A 16372-nucleotide genomic window follows, 5' to 3' on the forward strand; every position below is an offset into this window, starting at 1 on the left:
ATAACAAGTATTGCCATCCGGCCTGATAAGCTCGAGGAGAGAGAGATGTTTGCCGTTATTTTTGGTCGCCCAGGGTGCCCGTATTGCGTGCGCGCAAAAGAATTAGCAGAAAAATTAGGCAATGAGCATGACGATTTTAACTTCCGCTACATTGATATCCATGCCGAAGGTATTACTAAAGCAGATCTGGAAAAAACGGTAGGTAAGCCAGTTGAAACCGTTCCGCAGATTTTCGTTGATCAACAACACATCGGCGGCTGCACGGATTTTGAAGCGTGGGCAAAAGAGAATATGAATCTGTTCGCCTGATAACTGTTTCTACGCCCTCCGCTGGAGGGCGTCATCAGTTTTTTTTCCGCCGCTGACGCTGGTTGAATAAGCTACTGATAAATAAAAAACACAATGCCCCAAGCGCACACCAAAACACTGCACTGAACAACCATGCCAGCTCTTGCCACAGCGAACGCGTCGGCATAAAAACGAACCGCATCAGTAACAAACAGCACGGCGCTGCCAGTATTGCACCAAGAAGGGGTTTGAGCACCTCGCGACGGTGGGAGAAAAAGCTTGCCACAGCGCCAGGCAGAATAAAAAACAACAACCCGACCTCAGGATGCCCAGCCGCTCTAAATGCGCCTTTCATATTCAGCGTCAATGAAAGACACACTACAATAAAGAGCACAAAGCAGCAGATCGCACCCGCCCAACTTTGCTTATGTTTCAATCGTTCCTCCTGACATCCTCTCTATCGAACACTCTTTTCGCCCGTAGGCGTCCAGTCAGATAAAGTTACTCGGCATTCCATGCCAAAAACACACCCACACGATTCTTATAGCCGTTGATACGTAATGAGATTAAACTAGCCGCATATATTGTCGTGCTGCATTATTTGGGGCTGTGTACGATGCTGTCGCCCCTTAATTTCTGGCAAAAACATTAGCGTAAATTGCCATTTCTTTCAATAGCTTACTAGTAAACAAGAAGTTAGCCTCCGTGAATATAAACGTCGCAGATTTGTTAAATGGGAATTACATCCTGTTATTATTTGTGGTCCTGGCTCTGGGCCTGTGTCTGGGTAAATTACGCCTGGGTTCAGTCCAACTCGGTAATTCCATTGGCGTTTTAGTGGTCTCCCTATTATTAGGTCAGCAGCACTTTAGTATTAACACTGACGCATTAAATCTTGGCTTTATGCTGTTTATTTTTTGTGTCGGGGTGGAAGCCGGTCCCAACTTTTTTTCGATTTTTTTTCGGGATGGGAAAAATTACCTGATGCTTGCACTGGTGATGGTCGGTAGTGCACTGCTGATCGCCCTGGGACTGGGTAAGCTATTTGGCTGGGATATCGGCCTGACGGCAGGCATGTTGGCTGGTTCAATGACGTCTACGCCCGTTCTGGTCGGCGCGGGCGATACGTTGCGCCATTCAGGGATGGAAGGTACACAGCTATCCACCGCCCTTGATAACCTGAGCCTCGGTTACGCCCTCACCTATTTAATTGGGTTGGTCAGTCTGATTGTTGGCGCGCGCTATCTGCCAAAACTGCAGCATCAGGATCTGCAAACCAGCGCCCAACAAATCGCGCGTGAGCGTGGGCTCGACACTGACGCCAACCGTAAGGTTTATCTACCGGTGATCCGCGCCTACCGTGTCGGCCCGGAACTGGTTGCATGGGCTGACGGGAAAAATCTGCGCGAGCTGGGCATCTACCGCCAGACCGGTTGTTATATTGAACGTATCCGCCGCAACGGTATTCTGGCCAACCCGGACGGTGACGCAGTGCTGCAAATGGGCGATGAAATTGCCTTAGTGGGCTACCCGGATGCACATGCTCGCCTCGACCCCAGCTTCCGTAACGGTAAAGAGGTGTTCGATCGCGATCTGCTCGATATGCGTATCGTCACTGAAGAGATTGTGGTGAAAAACCACAATGCCGTAGGTCGTCGTCTGGCTCAGTTGAAGCTGACCGACCATGGCTGCTTCCTGAACCGCGTGATCCGCAGCCAGATCGAGATGCCCATTGACGACAACGTCGTACTTAATAAAGGCGATGTATTACAGGTCAGTGGCGATGCGCGCCGTGTGAAAACCATTGCCGATCGTATCGGCTTTATTTCAATTCACAGCCAGGTGACCGATCTGCTGGCTTTCTGCGCATTCTTTATTATTGGCCTGATGATCGGGATGATCACCTTCCAGTTCAGTAACTTCAGCTTCGGTATCGGCAACGCGGCCGGATTGCTCTTCGCCGGAATTATGCTGGGATTCCTGCGTGCTAACCATCCAACGTTTGGCTACATCCCTCAAGGTGCGCTGAACATGGTCAAAGAGTTTGGCCTGATGGTCTTTATGGCTGGTGTCGGCTTAAGCGCAGGTAGCGGCATTGGTAATGGCCTCGGCGCAGTGGGTGGCCAAATGCTGATTTCGGGTCTGATTGTCAGCCTGGTTCCAGTAATCATCTGTTTCTTGTTTGGGGCTTATGTATTGCGCATGAACCGGGCCCTGCTGTTCGGGGCGATGATGGGGGCGCGTACCTGTGCGCCAGCAATGGAAATCATCAGTGATACCGCGCGCAGCAACATTCCTGCTTTAGGCTATGCGGGCACATACGCGATTGCTAACGTTCTGTTGACGCTGGCGGGGACACTCATCGTCATCATCTGGCCTGGCATCGGTTAGAACTGTTTTTTTGCTTTTAATGAAAATTTTTGCAGGTAAGCAGAACTTTTCTTAAAGGCGTCAGTCATAACTATTGCCACTGCTTTTCTTTGATGTCCCCAATTTGTGGAGCCCATCAACCCCGCCGTTTTGGTTCAAGGTTGATGGGTTTTTTGTTGCCTGAAATTCAGCCCCCTTCCAATCAACCACTTAGATAACTTCTTTTTCATGTGTGGCGACAAAGTGGCGACAGCGTTTTTGTTATGGCGGCATCAGACGTAAAAAACCCGCCAGCGGCGGGTCAGTATTAGTAAGCAAATTGTTCCTGCATACCTTTTGGATGAGGCGGTGCTGCGCTGATTTTTTGAGGTCGGCATACTGAGCGCACAAAAGTCTCATGCGTCACGAAAGTATGCCCGCACTCGATGTTAGTGCACTGGTTGTAGCGTTCTTTAGTTTCATTGGAAACCTGGAAGCTGCTTCGGGTATGTGCGGCCTGCCCACACATAGGACAATTCATCATAATAATCAGCCCTCACTATTAACCAGTTCGCAATAATGATACATCATTGTTCGCAATTTGGAACTAATCATTCCATTGCGAACTCATCTATTTTCACTTCAAGCTCCATGCTGGTCGTAAATCCATTATCCGGGCTGACAGAATGCGTCAGGGTAGTGATGGTCCATTCTGCATCATCGATCGGCTGCTTAAACCCCGCCACCTTCACCGGCATTTCCGTATAGAGATCAGCCCGCCCATCAGCGAGCTGCAGGGAAAATGAAGCAACCCCACGCTGCAGGCGTTCCCACTGCATTTTTGCTGCGCGCTCTGCATTGCTCCGATTAGCATAGGTACGATTAAGAACCAGCACGTTTTCATCCGTTCCCACCAGATAATCTCCCTGTTTTGCTTCCGGCTCTTTGGGTGTGGTGGTTTTCTTTCGACGGCGCTTAACACTGGTTGTCTCTTTTTTCCCGGGTTCACGCGTATGCAACCAGCTGGCAATAACACCGGTATAGGCACCACGATCAGCAAGGGTAAACCGATGACTGTCACCGGCTTTGCGCGTGATGGTGATAACCGGCAGCGGCTTGCCGCTCGCCGTTCTTCCCTGTCCCTGCCGGATAAACAGCAGATTTCCGTCCTTAACGGAAGCAATCGCCCCATACTGTCTCGCCAGTTTCATCAGAAAACTTGCATCGCTTTCATTGGTCTGGTCCAGATGATCCAGCGCCTTATCCGTCAGGTCTTTACCCAGCACCATTTTGAGGTTATGCCGGGCGGCGATTTCCTTTACCACCTCCCCCACCATTGTCTGATGCCATGATTTTTCGCGCCGTGTATTGAGAGTTTCACGGAAATCTGCGCTACGCGCCCGGATGGTCAGCCGGTCAGGGGCACCGCTGTGTTCAATTTCATCCACAGTAAAAGCCCCTTTAGGGAAAAGCGGCTGGCCTTTCCAGCCCAGCGCCAGCTGAATCACTGCCCCACGTCGCGGCAGGGCGATCAGCCCGTCGGCGTCGTCCAGCTCCAGATCAAGCTGGTCCGCTTCAAAGCCCCGGTTATCCGTCAGCGTCAGACTCATCAGGCGGGTATCCAGCACGGTCGTCACGTCCTTACCTTCAATGACGATACTGAATGCCGGGCTTTTGCTGTGCAGATTCAGAAAATCAGAATTAACGTTCACTGCAGCAATCCTCCTACCGTGTTTTTAATCCCCCCAATCGCAGAGGCAGCAGAGTCCTGCAGGTTGCTGAGCTGGTCACTCAGACTCCCGAACATGTCAGACAGCGACTCATCAACCCGTTTGAGGGTGATCGTAAACTCAATGCGCCTGGGCATGCCGCTGGCAAAAAACTCCGTCTTTGTCTGGCTCAGACTCTCAATAACAAACATGCCGTAAATGGTTCCGCTGCCTTCAATCAAAGGCCAGGCTTTGCCCTGTTCTGCCATCAACTCCAGCGCCAGCAATGACAGCCTGCCCCCGGTGACTTCCGGCAACAGAACCCCGGACAGTGTCAGTGAATCGTTATCCGGGCCAAGAAACTGCGTTGACGGACGGCGGTTCACCCGGCTGTTGGCGGCATGTCGCCAGCTGCGCTGATACTGCAGTTCCTGATAAGGGACAGTGCGCAGCATAAATACATATAAACCCAGCACCATCATCATGATTCATACCCCCCCTGATCGCTGAAATTGCTGCGCGCTTTTGCCCTGGCCCTGCGTTCCCGCTCGTCAAGCTGGCGTGCCACTTCACGGGCAATATCCTGCGCACTCTGTCCCGGCTGCGCGACAATATGAATGGGCGCATTTATCTCATAACGAATAACTGACGGCGGGCCGTCCGCCTTAACAGGCTGCGTCTGGTATGCCCTCGCAGGCAGACTGAACGGATGAAGCGGAGCCGCTTCTGCAGGTGTCGCAGCTAGGCTGTAACCTGTTCGACCTGGACCAACTGCGCATGGAGTACAGCCCGGACGAATACCAGAACCTGCTGATGTGCGAATTTATTGACGATCTGGCGTCAGTATTCCCGCTCAGCGAGCTGCAGGCGTGCATGGTGGACAGCTGGGAAGTCTGGACCGATTTTCAGGCGCTGGCGCTGCGCCCGTTTGGCTGGCGGGAAGTCTGGATCGGTTACGACCCGGCGAAAGGTACGCAGAACGGTGACAGCGCAGGCTGTGTGGTTATGGCGCCACCCACTGTACCTGGCGGAAAGTTCCGCATCCTGGAGCGTCATCAGTGGCGCGGGATGGACTTCCGCGCCCAGGCTGATGCCATCAAAAAGCTGACGCAGCAGTACAACGTGACTTATATCGGCATCGACTCGACCGGCGTTGGGCACGGCGTTTATGAAAACGTAAAAGCGTTCTTTCCTGCCGTGCGGGAGTTTGTCTACAACCCCAACGTCAAAAATGCCCTGGTGCTCAAGGCGTACGACATTATCAACCACCGTCGTCTGGAGTTTGACGCCGGGCACACCGATATTGCGCAGTCCTTTATGGCAATCCGCCGTGCCACTACCGCCAGTGGCAACCGCCCTACCTACGAAGCGAGCCGCAGCGAAGAAGCCAGCCACGCAGATTTGGCCTGGGCAACGATGCACGCTCTGTTTAACGAACCGCTGCAGGGCGAATCCGCCAATACCAGCAATATTGTGGAGATTTTTTGATGAGTGAACTCGAAGGCTTAACCAACACAATGCCAACAGAAGATACGGCGCCTAAAAACGCAGGCGTAACTGCTGAGTCTTTCAGCTTTGGCGATCCGATCCCAGTACTGGACCGCCGCGAACTGCTGGACTATGTTGAATGTGTGCAGATGGGCAGGTGGTATGAGCCGCCAGTCAGCTTTGACGGCCTGGCCCGCACCTATCGCGCCGCCGTGCATCACAGCTCACCAATTGCGGTGAAGCGCAACATCCTGACCAGCACGTTTATCCCGCACCCGTTACTGAGCCAGCAGGCATTCAGCCGCTTCGTACAGGATTATCTGGTGTTTGGTAACGCCTACCTGGAGAAACGGACGAATCGGCTGGGCGGCATTCTGTCACTGGAACCATCACTGGCGAAATATACCCGCCGCGGGATCGATCTCGATACCTACTGGTTTGTGCAATACGGCATGACCACACAGCCCTACGAGTTCACCAAAGGCAGCATCTTTCACCTGATGGAGCCGGACCTGAACCAGGAGATTTACGGTCTGCCGGAATACTTGTCCGCCATCCCTTCCGCCCTGCTGAATGAGTCCGCCACACTGTTCCGCCGGAAGTACTACATCAACGGTAGCCATGCGGGCTTCATCATGTACATGACCGACGCTGCGCAGAACCAGGAGGACGTAAACAACATCCGCCAGGCGATGAAAAGCGCCAAAGGACCGGGCAACTTCCGCAACCTGTTTATGTACTCACCCAACGGCAAAAAAGACGGCATTCAGATAATCCCACTGTCAGAAGTGGCAGCAAAGGATGAATTTCTGAACATAAAGAACGTGAGCCGTGATGACATGATGGCGGCGCACCGTGTGCCGCCGCAGATGATGGGGATCATGCCGAGTAATGTTGGGGGATTTGGAGATGTGGAGAAAGCGAGTCGAGTTTTTGTTCGCAACGAGCTGATTTATTTACAAGAGCGAGTGAAGGAAATCAATACTTGGCTTGGAGATGAGATCATCAAATTTGCACAATATACTCTTGAAGAGTAAATAAATTAAACCTTAAACACTGTAAACACAGTGTTTAAGGCATTCATTTCAGATAATTAGTTATATAGTCATCCATTTTAGCTTGTTTTAATATCCCACTGTTTTTTATATAACTCACATTTTCCCAATTAAAGTAGGTGCAAATAATTACGATAATAGTTAAAAGTCGTTCATCTGTTAAATTGATTAACAACTCATACTGTTCCTCTTTTTTTGCAACATCAATTTTATCATCTATGAGCTTCACTAAAAGATAAAATCTTCTAACCAATGAAAAAAATTGATCATCAACATCCAAACATTCCAACCATGAGATAATTCTTTCGTCGTCTATACCGCCTTTAACTAAGAGACACAAATTATCATCGATATAAGTTACTGCATTATTAGCTCTATATTCAGTTATAGCAGAATTACTAGTCTTTCCATCCTCATGATGATCATCATTATCAGCACCATCATCTATAAGAATTCGAAATTTACTATAATTCGACTCCTGAGCTTCTATAAGACTAAAAAATCTCACCTCGAACTTCTTATAATCCTCAAGTAACTCCTGCCTTTTAATTTCCTGAGCTAATGTTGTGTTAGATTGCACTTGTAACGTTACAGATCGAATTAGCAAGCATATGGAAATAAAGCTAAGAATAGGATTAAGGACTCCCCCCATGAAGTCCCCAAACTGTCCCCAAACATCAGCATTCTGAGTACTTAAATACCCAACACCGAACTTAAGAGAGTAAACTCCCCAAGCAATTATTATTAATGCTAAGCAAATCGTCTTCAACATATTACTGTACCGTATGTACTAAATATTTAACAGTCTCACCGCTATTAATCCTTACTCTACTTACAGTTAAGTCAAGATAGTTATAGCCAGATGTCGGTGGTGGATTATTTACATGTAAATTCGCTGAAATCATTCTTTTTTGATCAGGAATTATCACTCGTAATGGGCTGTAAAAACCAAACGCGACAGTATCATTTTCCCCTTCAAGAACAAGCCTACCGTTTCCTGTACGTGCATTAAAACGAGTAATATATGCTCTAATCACTTCTGTTCTTTTTGAAACTCGTGACTTGAATAAATTAGTTGCAGTAGATGTGTCTAGTTCAATCACTTTCTTTTTATCATGTGCACGCTGCTTAAAATTCAATTCAATATTATAGTTTTTCTTAATATTAATTTCATGCATTCTTTTTAGCGGCGCTCTGATGCGACAAATCAATTCATCCTCGATATCCGAAAGTCCTTTAACCACTTCTTCCGCTTCATCGGAGAGTTCACGAGTTTCTAAATATAGAGACTGGGAAATAAAGTAACTCATCACTTCATTAAAAACTGGTTTTGAAATTTTACGAAGCTCTGAAATCAATTCAGCTTCGTTAATAACCAAATCAAAGTTTTGACCATAAGAACCGATAAAATTTTTCTTTAGTACTGCTCTAGCCGGATTTACATGGCTACGTCTCTTTATTATTACTTTCCTAAGTATCGCCTCTGCCAATAGGCAGGTAACTTCTGCAGTTCCAGCAAGAGTGTCTAGGCCATATTCCATGTCAACTTCATCATCACCACTTTTAATTATGACATCGTAATTAACACGCATTTTCTTTCCTTGAGAAGAATAAGATGCTCAACTTTAAGAGTATTCTTAAATTAACATACCTATAAAAGTTTTTGAACCACTCATCCCTAAAAGGAGTGGCGCGCGCTCGTATCCCCGCCACGCCTGCCCGCTTTATGTAGCGGTTTTCATGCAGGTGCATGACATAAGCAAAAGCCCGCCAGTTCTGGCGGGCCTCAGCAAAAACGATCCTCAAACGATCATGCGATTTCATGCGGCATAGACATGCATGAAATGGAAATCGGTAGAACAGTGAAACGAGTCATAGAACATCAGCCATCTTATATGCACTAGCGTCAGCTCTTTCAAGTAACTGATTCCATCTTAAAGCTAACAGGATCTTCAAGTTTCAACATGAGGATCCGTACAGGTTTTCTCAGACCAGTAGCTTGCACAGCACACCTTGGCACATGATATGGCTACGGGTTTGTCATGCCAGCTAATCCTGTTAGGATTAGTCTTGTTTGTTTACGATTGGGATAGGGATATGAAGAAATTAACTGGCGTAATTGTTCTTGCTCTGCTGCTTACTGCTTGTGACAAACCGAAGATCGATGCATCAAGCGATCAGTCGATGAAAGAGTCTATTCAAAAGGTAAGGGAGTCCTTACCTGCAGATAAAAAAACTCAGTTTGATGATGCGGTTAAAGTCGTTGCCTTTAGCCAAATCAACATGAGAGAGCTAATGCAAGCTGGAGCGTCTTCTGGAGACGTTTACGAAACTAAAATTAAGACAGCGCTGGAAGGTAAAACTGGTGATGAGGTTATAAATTACGCAGAAACTATTCGCCTTGAGCGTGAGAGGAGGGAGAAAGAACAGGCTCTGCAAGAAATAAAAGAACTGGAAGCCAAACAAACCTCGGCGGCACAGGCAGCTGAAAAAATGAAAGCCTTCAAGGTCGAACGCTCCCGTTTTTATTTCCAGAAAGAGAATTACGGCAATGACCAGCCAATTCTGGATATTAGCGTTGAAAACGGAACAGACAAAGCGGTTGCTAGAGTATTCTTTAAAGGAGTGATTGCAAGCCCAGGAAGAAGCGTCCCTTGGTTCTCTGATGTCTTCAACTATAAAATTTCTGGAGGTCTGGAACCAAGTGAGAAAGCCAACTGGAAATTAGCCCCTAATAGGTTCTCTGATTGGGGAAAACTTGAGGTTCCGGCTGATGCAGTATTTACCGTCACAGTTACTGGCCTTGAAGACGCAGATGGAAAATCGATCTATGGTGACGCCGAGTTTTCAGAACGCGATGCTGATAGACTGAATCAACTTAGAGAAAAGTACCTTTCTAAATAAGGTCGTGATTAAAGCTGATACAGCATAGTCCCTAAGAATATATCTTGGGGACTACCAGGCACTTGCAAGTAATCCTTAGTTAAATAATACCAAATGCTTAGAAAGATACCATGAAACATATAACTCTCCCCTTTACGTTAGTAGCAATCATCATAGCTCTGGCTGGATGTGCTTTGCCGGATAAAGACGGTGACTTCGGAGCTTATGTCCATGCTTGTCAGCAATACGCATACGGAAAATCCTATGCCTTTGAGCATAGAGACTTCGCGTATAAAGTCTGCAAGGATGCGGCTAAACTATGGGGTGATGAGGTTCCTAGCTATGTCATCAGGCAAATCCAACTACATCCTGAAATACCCGCCGACGAAATTAAATATGCAGCCATGGCTGGCTCTTTGGGGAACAACTAAATCAACTTATGAGAAAGGGGCTTAATGCCCCTTTTCGGTTATCCTATCAAGGGCACTCAGGACACAGCTCAACTGATTACATCCATCGACCTGCTGTATTCATGGCTGCGAATTTTCGCCATCAGTTCATCGGTCAGTTCAGAAACCCACTGGATAGCGAGACGTTTTTCTTCGTCGCTGCACTCACTAGCCGCTACAAGCTTGATAAAAAAATCAATGCGCTGGAGCTTCAACGACTCCAAAAGATAATCCTGCATTTTCCCTCCTATCACTACCACGGATATACAAATACTGTATATATATCCACTGTTTATAATTACAGTATAATAGGAACTAACAAAAGTAAAACTGTTTTTTGTCAGTCAATTGGATGATCTGATGCTGATCAAGAAAGCACAAATTGTTAAACCCGCGTCAGCTGTACCACTGCCGCCATTTGTCATCTTCCTGCAGCCGCTGGTTACGATAAAAGATTCTCAACCCGGCACCTGAAGGAATACTTCCACCGCGCAGAAGCAGGTCAATCTCTGACTCATTGCCCGCAACCCCTCTGGAGCTCAGTTCTGCCTTGAGCTGCAGGCGCTGCTGATCCGATATATTCAGTTTGTAAGCCTTTTTCCGTTTCGGTTTCACCAGTCTTAACCTGGCTGTCAGCTCTCGCCGTTCCTTCTGGCTCATATTGTGGAGATATTCCTGCATCTCCTTCTCATCCATGGTTTTAATATCGGGTAAATCACCCCCTGATTTGTTCAGATTTTCAACAGGGGGACAGTTATTGCCACGAGTCCAAGGGGCGCAAGCGCCCTGGTCGGCTGCCGCCTCCTGAACGTCAACGGCCTTACGAACCTTTTTCCACTTCATCGCGTGCGTGCAAATCTTGCCCTCTACAATCGGGGACCAGATGCCATAGATACGGATACCGTGATCGCCGTAGGCGCTCGGTTCGTCGTTAAGCTCATAAGCCGTGCGGACAAGGTGATGTTTGCGGGGAACCAGTACACCGCCCTGCTTCATGATGTAGGTGGCAAAGCAACCCGCATCTGCAGCTGCCAGTACCGCATCCAGACGCGGGTTATCCAGTACCGGCGCACCCGCTTTACGTTCGCCCTGTACTCTCGCCGCCTGACCAGCCAGCAAGCGCAGCTCGCGGTATGCCTGGCGCCCCGGAATACCAAAGAAACGAAATTGCTGGACACGGTGCAGTGACGCCCAGGCGCTGACATGCTCGGCGCTGTCACGCAGTGATCTGCCGGTTTCTTTGCTGATTTCTTTAGCCAGCCCGCGCCCGTCGATGTTCTTACTGATGTATTTGGCGATGTAGCTTGTCGGTGTGCCCTTGCGCGGGTTGATTAGATCGGACTTGAAGCGCGGTCCGGTATTGGTGCCCAGCTCCTCGCGGTCTTCACGGATGGCAAACTTACGCAGCAGCGCGGTGATGGAACGACGGTCTTTTTTGCGCATAAAGCACAGAAGATGCCAGTGCACAGTGCCGTCATGGTGCGGCTCTGCAACGCGGACGCCGTACCAGCGCAGCCCGGCTTTGTGCATGGCCTTGCGGAAAGCGGCGAATGTATCAACCAGATAGTCACTGCTCTGCCGGACCGTGGCGCTGGTCCATTTCGGATTAGGTCTGCCGTTGTTGAGGGTTGCGTGGAAGCGTGACGGGCAGGTGATGGTATAAAACACCGCGCAGTCTCCGCGCATTTCCGCGATCAGCTCCAGTCCCTTAACACAGGCCATCATTTCATTACGGCGGTGCGCCGGGTTGCTGTTGCTGGCGTTCACCACATCTTCCATGTCCAGCGTGTCACCGTCTTCGTTGACCAGCTCATGCGAGCGGAAGAACTCCAGCGATTTGCGGCGCTGCTCGCGTTTGTGGATCACGGCTTCATAGCTGACATACGGGGACGCTTTCTTGTTGACCAGGCAGACGGCGCGCAGTTGCTCCTCCCGCCACTCGCAGCGCATCTGCCACAATTTGCGATACCACCAGTCCGCACACAGCATGCGCGCCAGCGACGGCGGGATCAGCTCGTAAGGCACCGGCTTGCGGCGGCGTTTCTTACGGCGCAGCTTCTCAAATGCTGGCGGAATTACCTCAAGGCGCATGGCTTCTGCAGCAACCCTTTCCCATGCCTTACGGATTTCTTCTGGTTTAACATCGTCACTGACAAACACATCACCGCAGGTCGCATAAAGACACATGCTCATATGTGCCGCAACCAACGTGGACAGACGTTTGACCTGTTCCTGATTCATTTCAGGCAATACCAGCAGCCCCTCCAGCCCGTCCTGGCTCGCCATGAACCGGAAAGACGCAGACACCTGGCTGTCACGCACGCGCTCCAGCCGCTCAAGACACGGTCTGATTGTTTCGCGCAGATAGCGGGAATACGCTTTAGGACGTCCCAAGCTATGGAAGTATTTAATCCGCTCCAGCAAAGGTTTGCTGATATGGGCAGGCATGGCGCTTACATCGGCAATAATCACCAAATCGGGATTAACGCGCTGCTGTTCGCGGGCCATTTTGGCATGGCTAATCAGCCGATCCTGTTCAATTTCACGCTGGACAGGATCACGGGATTCATTAAAGAAATAGCGTTCCCAAACCTCATCACTCAACGCCTCATGGCGCAGATGCTCCTGCTCGTTATCCGCAGCGTACAGAGTGATGAGGTTTGAAAGCGCAGACTCCGGCGCAACTTCCGCCGGGTCCAGATACGGGTTAACCGCTTTTTTTGGGGCATTCCATGGAAAAGCCACGGCGGCCTCATTCGAGTCGCCGGTGGTTTGTGCATGATGTAATGTGAATTTACTCACTGCCACGCCCGCACCTCAGCTTCCACCGAGATATCAGGACCAGACGCCAAATCAACACCAAACCAGCATGCTGATTTTGTGGCGATGGTTTCTACTGCAGTTTTACTATCACCGGCAGCCACGCCCATGCTGCGCTTAGCGGTTATACGGTGATGGGTGAAATTACGATAAAGGGAGCGAGTCAGGGATGTGTCGCTGTTGGACACGATAACCGGATGACCTTCTGATGACCGGCGCTCAAGAATTGACGCCAGATGATACTGGTCATCCTCTGTAAAACCATCGGTGTGATAACCGGTAAACGTTCCGTCATATGGCGGATCACAATAAACCACATCCCCCGTCTGCAGCAGTGCCAGCGTCTCGTCATAGCTGGCGCAGATAAACGTTGCGCGTTTTGCTTTCTCGGCAAAAGCGCATATTTCATTTTCAGGGAAGTACGGTTTTTTATAATTACCGTAAGGAACATTAAAATAACCTTTCAAGTTATAGCGACACAGTCCGCGATAACCATGGCGATTTAAATATAAGAAATACAATGCGCGTTCAATTGCGCCACCATGGCGCAAGTTAAACTCCTGTCTCGTCTTATAATATGCCTCTGAATCATTACGGGCTTCAAAAAGGTATCGGCCCTCTTTGATGAAGTATTCAACATCATTCTTAATCACCTGATAGAGATTAATCAGGTCTGGATTAATATCCGCGACAAGATAATGAGGATAGTCTGTCGCCATCATCACAGCACAGGAACCCGCGAAAGGTTCAACCAGTCGCAGGCCCGCAGGAAGGTGTTTAATCAGTTCCGGCATTATTGCGGTTTTATTTCCCGCCCATTTCAGGATGGTGCTCATACAGCCCCCCCTATGTAATGTTTGCCTTTCAGCTCTGCAATTTCCTGACAAGTGATACAGCACTGCACGCCCGGAATGGCGCGGCGGCGAGCTGGCGGGATCGGTGCATCACAATCAATGCAAAGCACACGGGAAACGCCCGGCGTTCTGTTGCGGGCGGTGTGGATGTGGCGCTGACGTTCTTCTTCAACGCGCTGCTGTACAAGGTCCATTGAATCAGCCATCAGTGGATCTCCTGCGCTTCGTTCTGAATGTTTTCAGCCGCAATACGCAGCAGCTCCGCCGCTTCAACGTGATTAAGCTGGCGTGACGTGATATGGCAAGCCAGGCTATCAAGACGGGCTGCCATTGCCGCAGCACGTGCACGGCGTTCTTCCATGCGCGCATCAGTCAGCATCTGGTTAAGGCCAGCATCATCTGGTCCTGTTTTGGTGATTCGGGTTTCAATATTTCGCATTGTTGTTTCTCCTGAATTTGGGCAATAAGATGCCCGGCGGGTTTACGCCTTTAATTTCGGTTGTGAATTAATTCGGCATGGCTAGCCGATTTGGAAATAAACTCACCACTGTACGGAAATGGTTCATTGCTTTAATCAGCTCCCGCTTTTCGTCAGTCGTCAGCTCACTAACATTGACGCTATGACGTTCCGCCGGAATCTTTGCCATAAAGAATATTGCAGCTAATGCGCGTTTATTCTGCTCATGGTTAATATCCCGTTGGTCCCGCATATCGCTAATAAAGCGCTCCAGTTCTGAATCAATATTTAAGCCAAACACTTTCGCCCTTAATTCCGCGATGTGGTTTAACCCATTAAGGCGGAGGCCAGCACTTAGCGGAACAGTCGCAGCATCGCCTTCAATAGCCATGGTTTCTCCTGCTTTTTAGTAGACAGTTCAACCAGCAGCGCATCCTGAGAGCGGCACGGGTGCCAGCGCTTGCCACCCTTCCCCATTATCCAGCCATGACCGCAGTGCATTGCAGGACTTTGCTTAACGAGAAGTGATGCAAAAGAGGGTTCTTTAGTCAGCATAACCACCTCAGATCAGACCGAACGAAGCACCGAGGCCCGTTACGGTATCTACTGCACTTGCCATCGCCGGATTCGCCTGCAAACGCGCGTGCAATGAAACTGCAGTGAGGGCCATAAGGCGTGTAACAGCGTTGATGCTGTTGATAACATCGCGGCGACCTGCACTGGTTTTCACATCACCGGATACTGCGCCTGCAGCTACACGCCCAATCTCCGCAGTTGCACTCATGACGTAATGTGGCAGGTTCTCTTTTGCCACTTCATTCAATGGTACGCACGGCAGGCAATGGATTTGAGCCAGAAAACCGTCAACCAGCGTTGAGTCTTCTGTGATATCAGTCAGCAGCCAGATCTCCGGCGGCGTAAGTAGATGCGGTTGCTCCGGGTTTAGCTTGTTGCGCAGCGTCTGGACATTCATGCCAGCGCGTTCTGCCAACTTCGCCATGTTATGACGTAAGGCAAAGGCACGGCAGGCATCATCGAAATGCGGGTGTTTGGAAACTCGATAGTCAAACATAGCAAGAAACTCCGATGTATCTCAAAATGGAACTAACTAATAGCGACATTGCAATCAGAAAGCGCATCAACCGTCAGCGCGACGATATTAATCATCACTTTCTCGCGCTTCTTGTCCTTACGCAGACGGTGGCGAGGCAAACGACCATCAGCGAGCATGTCGTTAATGGTGTCTACAGGTAGTCCTGTTAGCTCGCTATAGCGTTCAATTGTGACATGCGGTGTATTCAGAGTGATTGAAATGTTAGGGGTCATGATGCAACATCTCCTATTGGCTTGTGGTGAGCCGGTAGTAATCGTGACAAGTCCCCAAATGGGAACGAAATTGATACTAGGATCGCATAAGAGATATGTCAACATCAAAGTACCCAAATGAGATCAAAATAAATCCCAATCAGGGTGGCAAGGCTGCGATTGAGCGATTGGTCGAGGCATATGGGTTTACGACACGGCAGGCCCTTGCTGACCACTTAGAAGTGTCAAAAAGCACTTTGGCTAATAGATACATGCGAGATACCTTTCCCGCAGATTGGATAATTCAGTGTGCCCTCGAAACAGGCACTTCACTCAATTGGTTAACCACCGGGCAAGGCCTTAAACTAAGTTCTCAAACAGCAACCACCGAAGAGCTCGTGAAGTTTCGTCTGGTTGCGGGAAAAATGGTTGAAGATGGCTCATATGTTTTTGACGCGTCATTTCTTCCTGCGAAGCTTTCTGCCCCGATTGTTGTTCTCGACGGACCTACTACATACATCTGTGAGCAAAAATTTACAGAAGTGCTTGATGGGCACTGGTTGATCAACATTGATGGAACTTATTCCATCAGACTCATCACCAGATTGCCTAAGGGCATGATTAAAATTTCCACTACAGATAATAGTTTTGAATGTGCTTTTGCAGATATAGAAGTGATCGCATATGTAAGAAGCACAACTGTTTCAAATTGATA

21 protein-coding genes and 2 pseudogenes are annotated in these 16372 nt (G+C 49.1%); 7 read left to right on the top strand and 16 right to left on the bottom strand.

The features are described 5' to 3' along the window. Positions 1-45: 45 nt before the first annotated feature. Entirely contained in the window at positions 46-309 is a 264-nt protein-coding gene (locus IB196_RS14815) for a GrxA family glutaredoxin (RefSeq protein ID WP_188231841.1), read from the top strand. Positions 310-343: 34 nt separating this feature from the next. On the opposite strand, the gene IB196_RS14820 is transcribed toward IB196_RS14815, so the two are convergent. Continuing rightward, positions 344-724 carry an inner membrane protein YbjM gene (locus IB196_RS14820; RefSeq protein WP_040233923.1) on the bottom strand — a complete coding sequence of 127 codons (381 nt, stop codon included), beginning with the start codon at positions 722-724 and terminating at the stop codon, positions 344-346. A 269-nt stretch (positions 725-993) separates the two neighbouring features. On the opposite strand from IB196_RS14820, the gene IB196_RS14825 reads away from it, so the two are divergent. Continuing rightward, complete coding sequence (locus tag IB196_RS14825; protein ID WP_040233921.1) at positions 994-2679, top strand: aspartate:alanine antiporter; 1686 nt, start codon at positions 994-996, stop codon at positions 2677-2679. Between the two features lie 286 nt (positions 2680-2965). Here the strand turns inward: IB196_RS14825 and IB196_RS14830 are convergent, their stop codons facing one another. From IB196_RS14830 to IB196_RS14845, 4 genes and pseudogenes are all read right to left on the bottom strand, one after another. After that, positions 2966-3181: an ogr/Delta-like zinc finger family protein gene (locus tag IB196_RS14830; protein ID WP_058842448.1), complete on the bottom strand. Its 216-nt coding sequence runs from the start codon at positions 3179-3181 to the stop codon at positions 2966-2968. A 67-nt stretch (positions 3182-3248) separates the two neighbouring features. Beyond that, a complete protein-coding gene (locus IB196_RS14835; RefSeq protein WP_188231840.1) occupies positions 3249-4349 on the bottom strand; it encodes a phage late control D family protein in 1101 nt (366 codons plus the stop codon). After that, a complete protein-coding gene (locus IB196_RS14840) occupies positions 4346-4831 on the bottom strand; it encodes a phage tail protein (RefSeq protein ID WP_000980407.1) in 486 nt (161 codons plus the stop codon). Before IB196_RS14840 ends, IB196_RS14835 begins: the two co-directional genes overlap by 4 nt. Continuing rightward, positions 4828-5091 (bottom strand): annotated as a pseudogene (locus tag IB196_RS14845) (hypothetical protein); the annotation flags it as partial. The gene IB196_RS14840 and the pseudogene IB196_RS14845, both read right to left, overlap by 4 nt. On the opposite strand from IB196_RS14845, the pseudogene IB196_RS14850 reads away from it, so the two are divergent. Together IB196_RS14850 and IB196_RS14855 are read left to right on the top strand one after the other, a co-directional pair. Further along, positions 5091-5834: pseudogene (locus IB196_RS14850) on the top strand (terminase family protein); the annotation flags it as partial. The pseudogenes IB196_RS14845 and IB196_RS14850 overlap by 1 nt on opposite strands. Next, positions 5834-6871: a phage portal protein gene (locus IB196_RS14855; RefSeq protein ID WP_188231839.1), complete on the top strand. Its 1038-nt coding sequence runs from the start codon at positions 5834-5836 to the stop codon at positions 6869-6871. The pseudogene IB196_RS14850 and the gene IB196_RS14855, both read left to right, overlap by 1 nt. 43 nt (positions 6872-6914) lie before the next feature. On the opposite strand, the gene IB196_RS14860 is transcribed toward IB196_RS14855, so the two are convergent. Further along, positions 6915-7661 (bottom strand): hypothetical protein, encoded by a 747-nt coding sequence (locus tag IB196_RS14860; protein WP_188231838.1) that lies wholly within the window; start codon positions 7659-7661, stop codon positions 6915-6917. A 1-nt stretch (position 7662) separates the two neighbouring features. Continuing rightward, positions 7663-8481, bottom strand: a complete 819-nt coding sequence (locus tag IB196_RS14865) for a hypothetical protein (protein ID WP_188231837.1) — start codon at positions 8479-8481, stop codon at positions 7663-7665. A 505-nt stretch (positions 8482-8986) separates the two neighbouring features. On the opposite strand from IB196_RS14865, the gene IB196_RS14870 reads away from it, so the two are divergent. Both IB196_RS14870 and IB196_RS14875 read left to right on the top strand, forming a co-directional pair. Beyond that, positions 8987-9793, top strand: a complete 807-nt coding sequence (locus IB196_RS14870; RefSeq protein WP_223236843.1) for a DUF6694 family lipoprotein — start codon at positions 8987-8989, stop codon at positions 9791-9793. Between the two features lie 110 nt (positions 9794-9903). Next, entirely contained in the window at positions 9904-10203 is a 300-nt protein-coding gene (locus tag IB196_RS14875; RefSeq protein ID WP_188231835.1) for a hypothetical protein, read from the top strand. 68 nt (positions 10204-10271) lie between these two features. Here IB196_RS14875 and IB196_RS14880 read toward each other — a convergent pair whose 3' ends face one another. The 9 genes from IB196_RS14880 to IB196_RS14920 form a co-directional block, all read right to left on the bottom strand. Continuing rightward, positions 10272-10460 carry a hypothetical protein gene (locus tag IB196_RS14880; RefSeq protein ID WP_101742980.1) on the bottom strand — a complete coding sequence of 63 codons (189 nt, stop codon included), beginning with the start codon at positions 10458-10460 and terminating at the stop codon, positions 10272-10274. Positions 10461-10617: 157 nt separating this feature from the next. Next, a complete protein-coding gene (locus tag IB196_RS14885; RefSeq protein ID WP_188231834.1) occupies positions 10618-13029 on the bottom strand; it encodes a replication endonuclease in 2412 nt (803 codons plus the stop codon). Next, entirely contained in the window at positions 13020-13877 is an 858-nt protein-coding gene (locus IB196_RS14890; RefSeq protein ID WP_188231833.1) for a DNA adenine methylase, read from the bottom strand. Before IB196_RS14890 ends, IB196_RS14885 begins: the two co-directional genes overlap by 10 nt. Continuing rightward, a complete protein-coding gene (locus IB196_RS14895; protein ID WP_111465855.1) occupies positions 13874-14101 on the bottom strand; it encodes a TraR/DksA family transcriptional regulator in 228 nt (75 codons plus the stop codon). Before IB196_RS14895 ends, IB196_RS14890 begins: the two co-directional genes overlap by 4 nt. After that, the gene (locus IB196_RS14900; RefSeq protein WP_001244238.1) at positions 14101-14334 is read right to left on the bottom strand and encodes a DUF2732 family protein; all 234 of its coding nucleotides are present in this window, start codon (positions 14332-14334) and stop codon (positions 14101-14103) included. Before IB196_RS14900 ends, IB196_RS14895 begins: the two co-directional genes overlap by 1 nt. Before the next feature lie 67 nt (positions 14335-14401). Beyond that, complete coding sequence (locus tag IB196_RS14905; RefSeq protein ID WP_000963480.1) at positions 14402-14743, bottom strand: DUF5347 family protein; 342 nt, start codon at positions 14741-14743, stop codon at positions 14402-14404. Next, positions 14707-14907 (bottom strand): phage filamentation protein Fil family protein, encoded by a 201-nt coding sequence (locus IB196_RS14910; protein WP_188231832.1) that lies wholly within the window; start codon positions 14905-14907, stop codon positions 14707-14709. The genes IB196_RS14905 and IB196_RS14910 overlap by 37 nt, the downstream gene beginning before the upstream one ends. A gap of 7 nt (positions 14908-14914) precedes the next feature. Beyond that, the gene (locus tag IB196_RS14915) at positions 14915-15424 is read right to left on the bottom strand and encodes a phage regulatory CII family protein (protein WP_188231831.1); all 510 of its coding nucleotides are present in this window, start codon (positions 15422-15424) and stop codon (positions 14915-14917) included. 32 nt (positions 15425-15456) lie between these two features. Further along, entirely contained in the window at positions 15457-15678 is a 222-nt protein-coding gene (locus IB196_RS14920) for a regulator for prophage (RefSeq protein ID WP_004201303.1), read from the bottom strand. A 95-nt stretch (positions 15679-15773) separates the two neighbouring features. Between IB196_RS14920 and IB196_RS14925 the strand changes: the two genes are divergently transcribed. After that, a complete protein-coding gene (locus IB196_RS14925; protein WP_087052922.1) occupies positions 15774-16370 on the top strand; it encodes a phage repressor protein CI in 597 nt (198 codons plus the stop codon). Positions 16371-16372: the final 2 nt, after the last annotated feature.

Source organism: Citrobacter sp. C6_1 (genome assembly GCF_014596835.2).
In the GTDB taxonomy this organism is placed as follows: domain Bacteria; phylum Pseudomonadota; class Gammaproteobacteria; order Enterobacterales; family Enterobacteriaceae; genus Citrobacter; species Citrobacter pasteurii.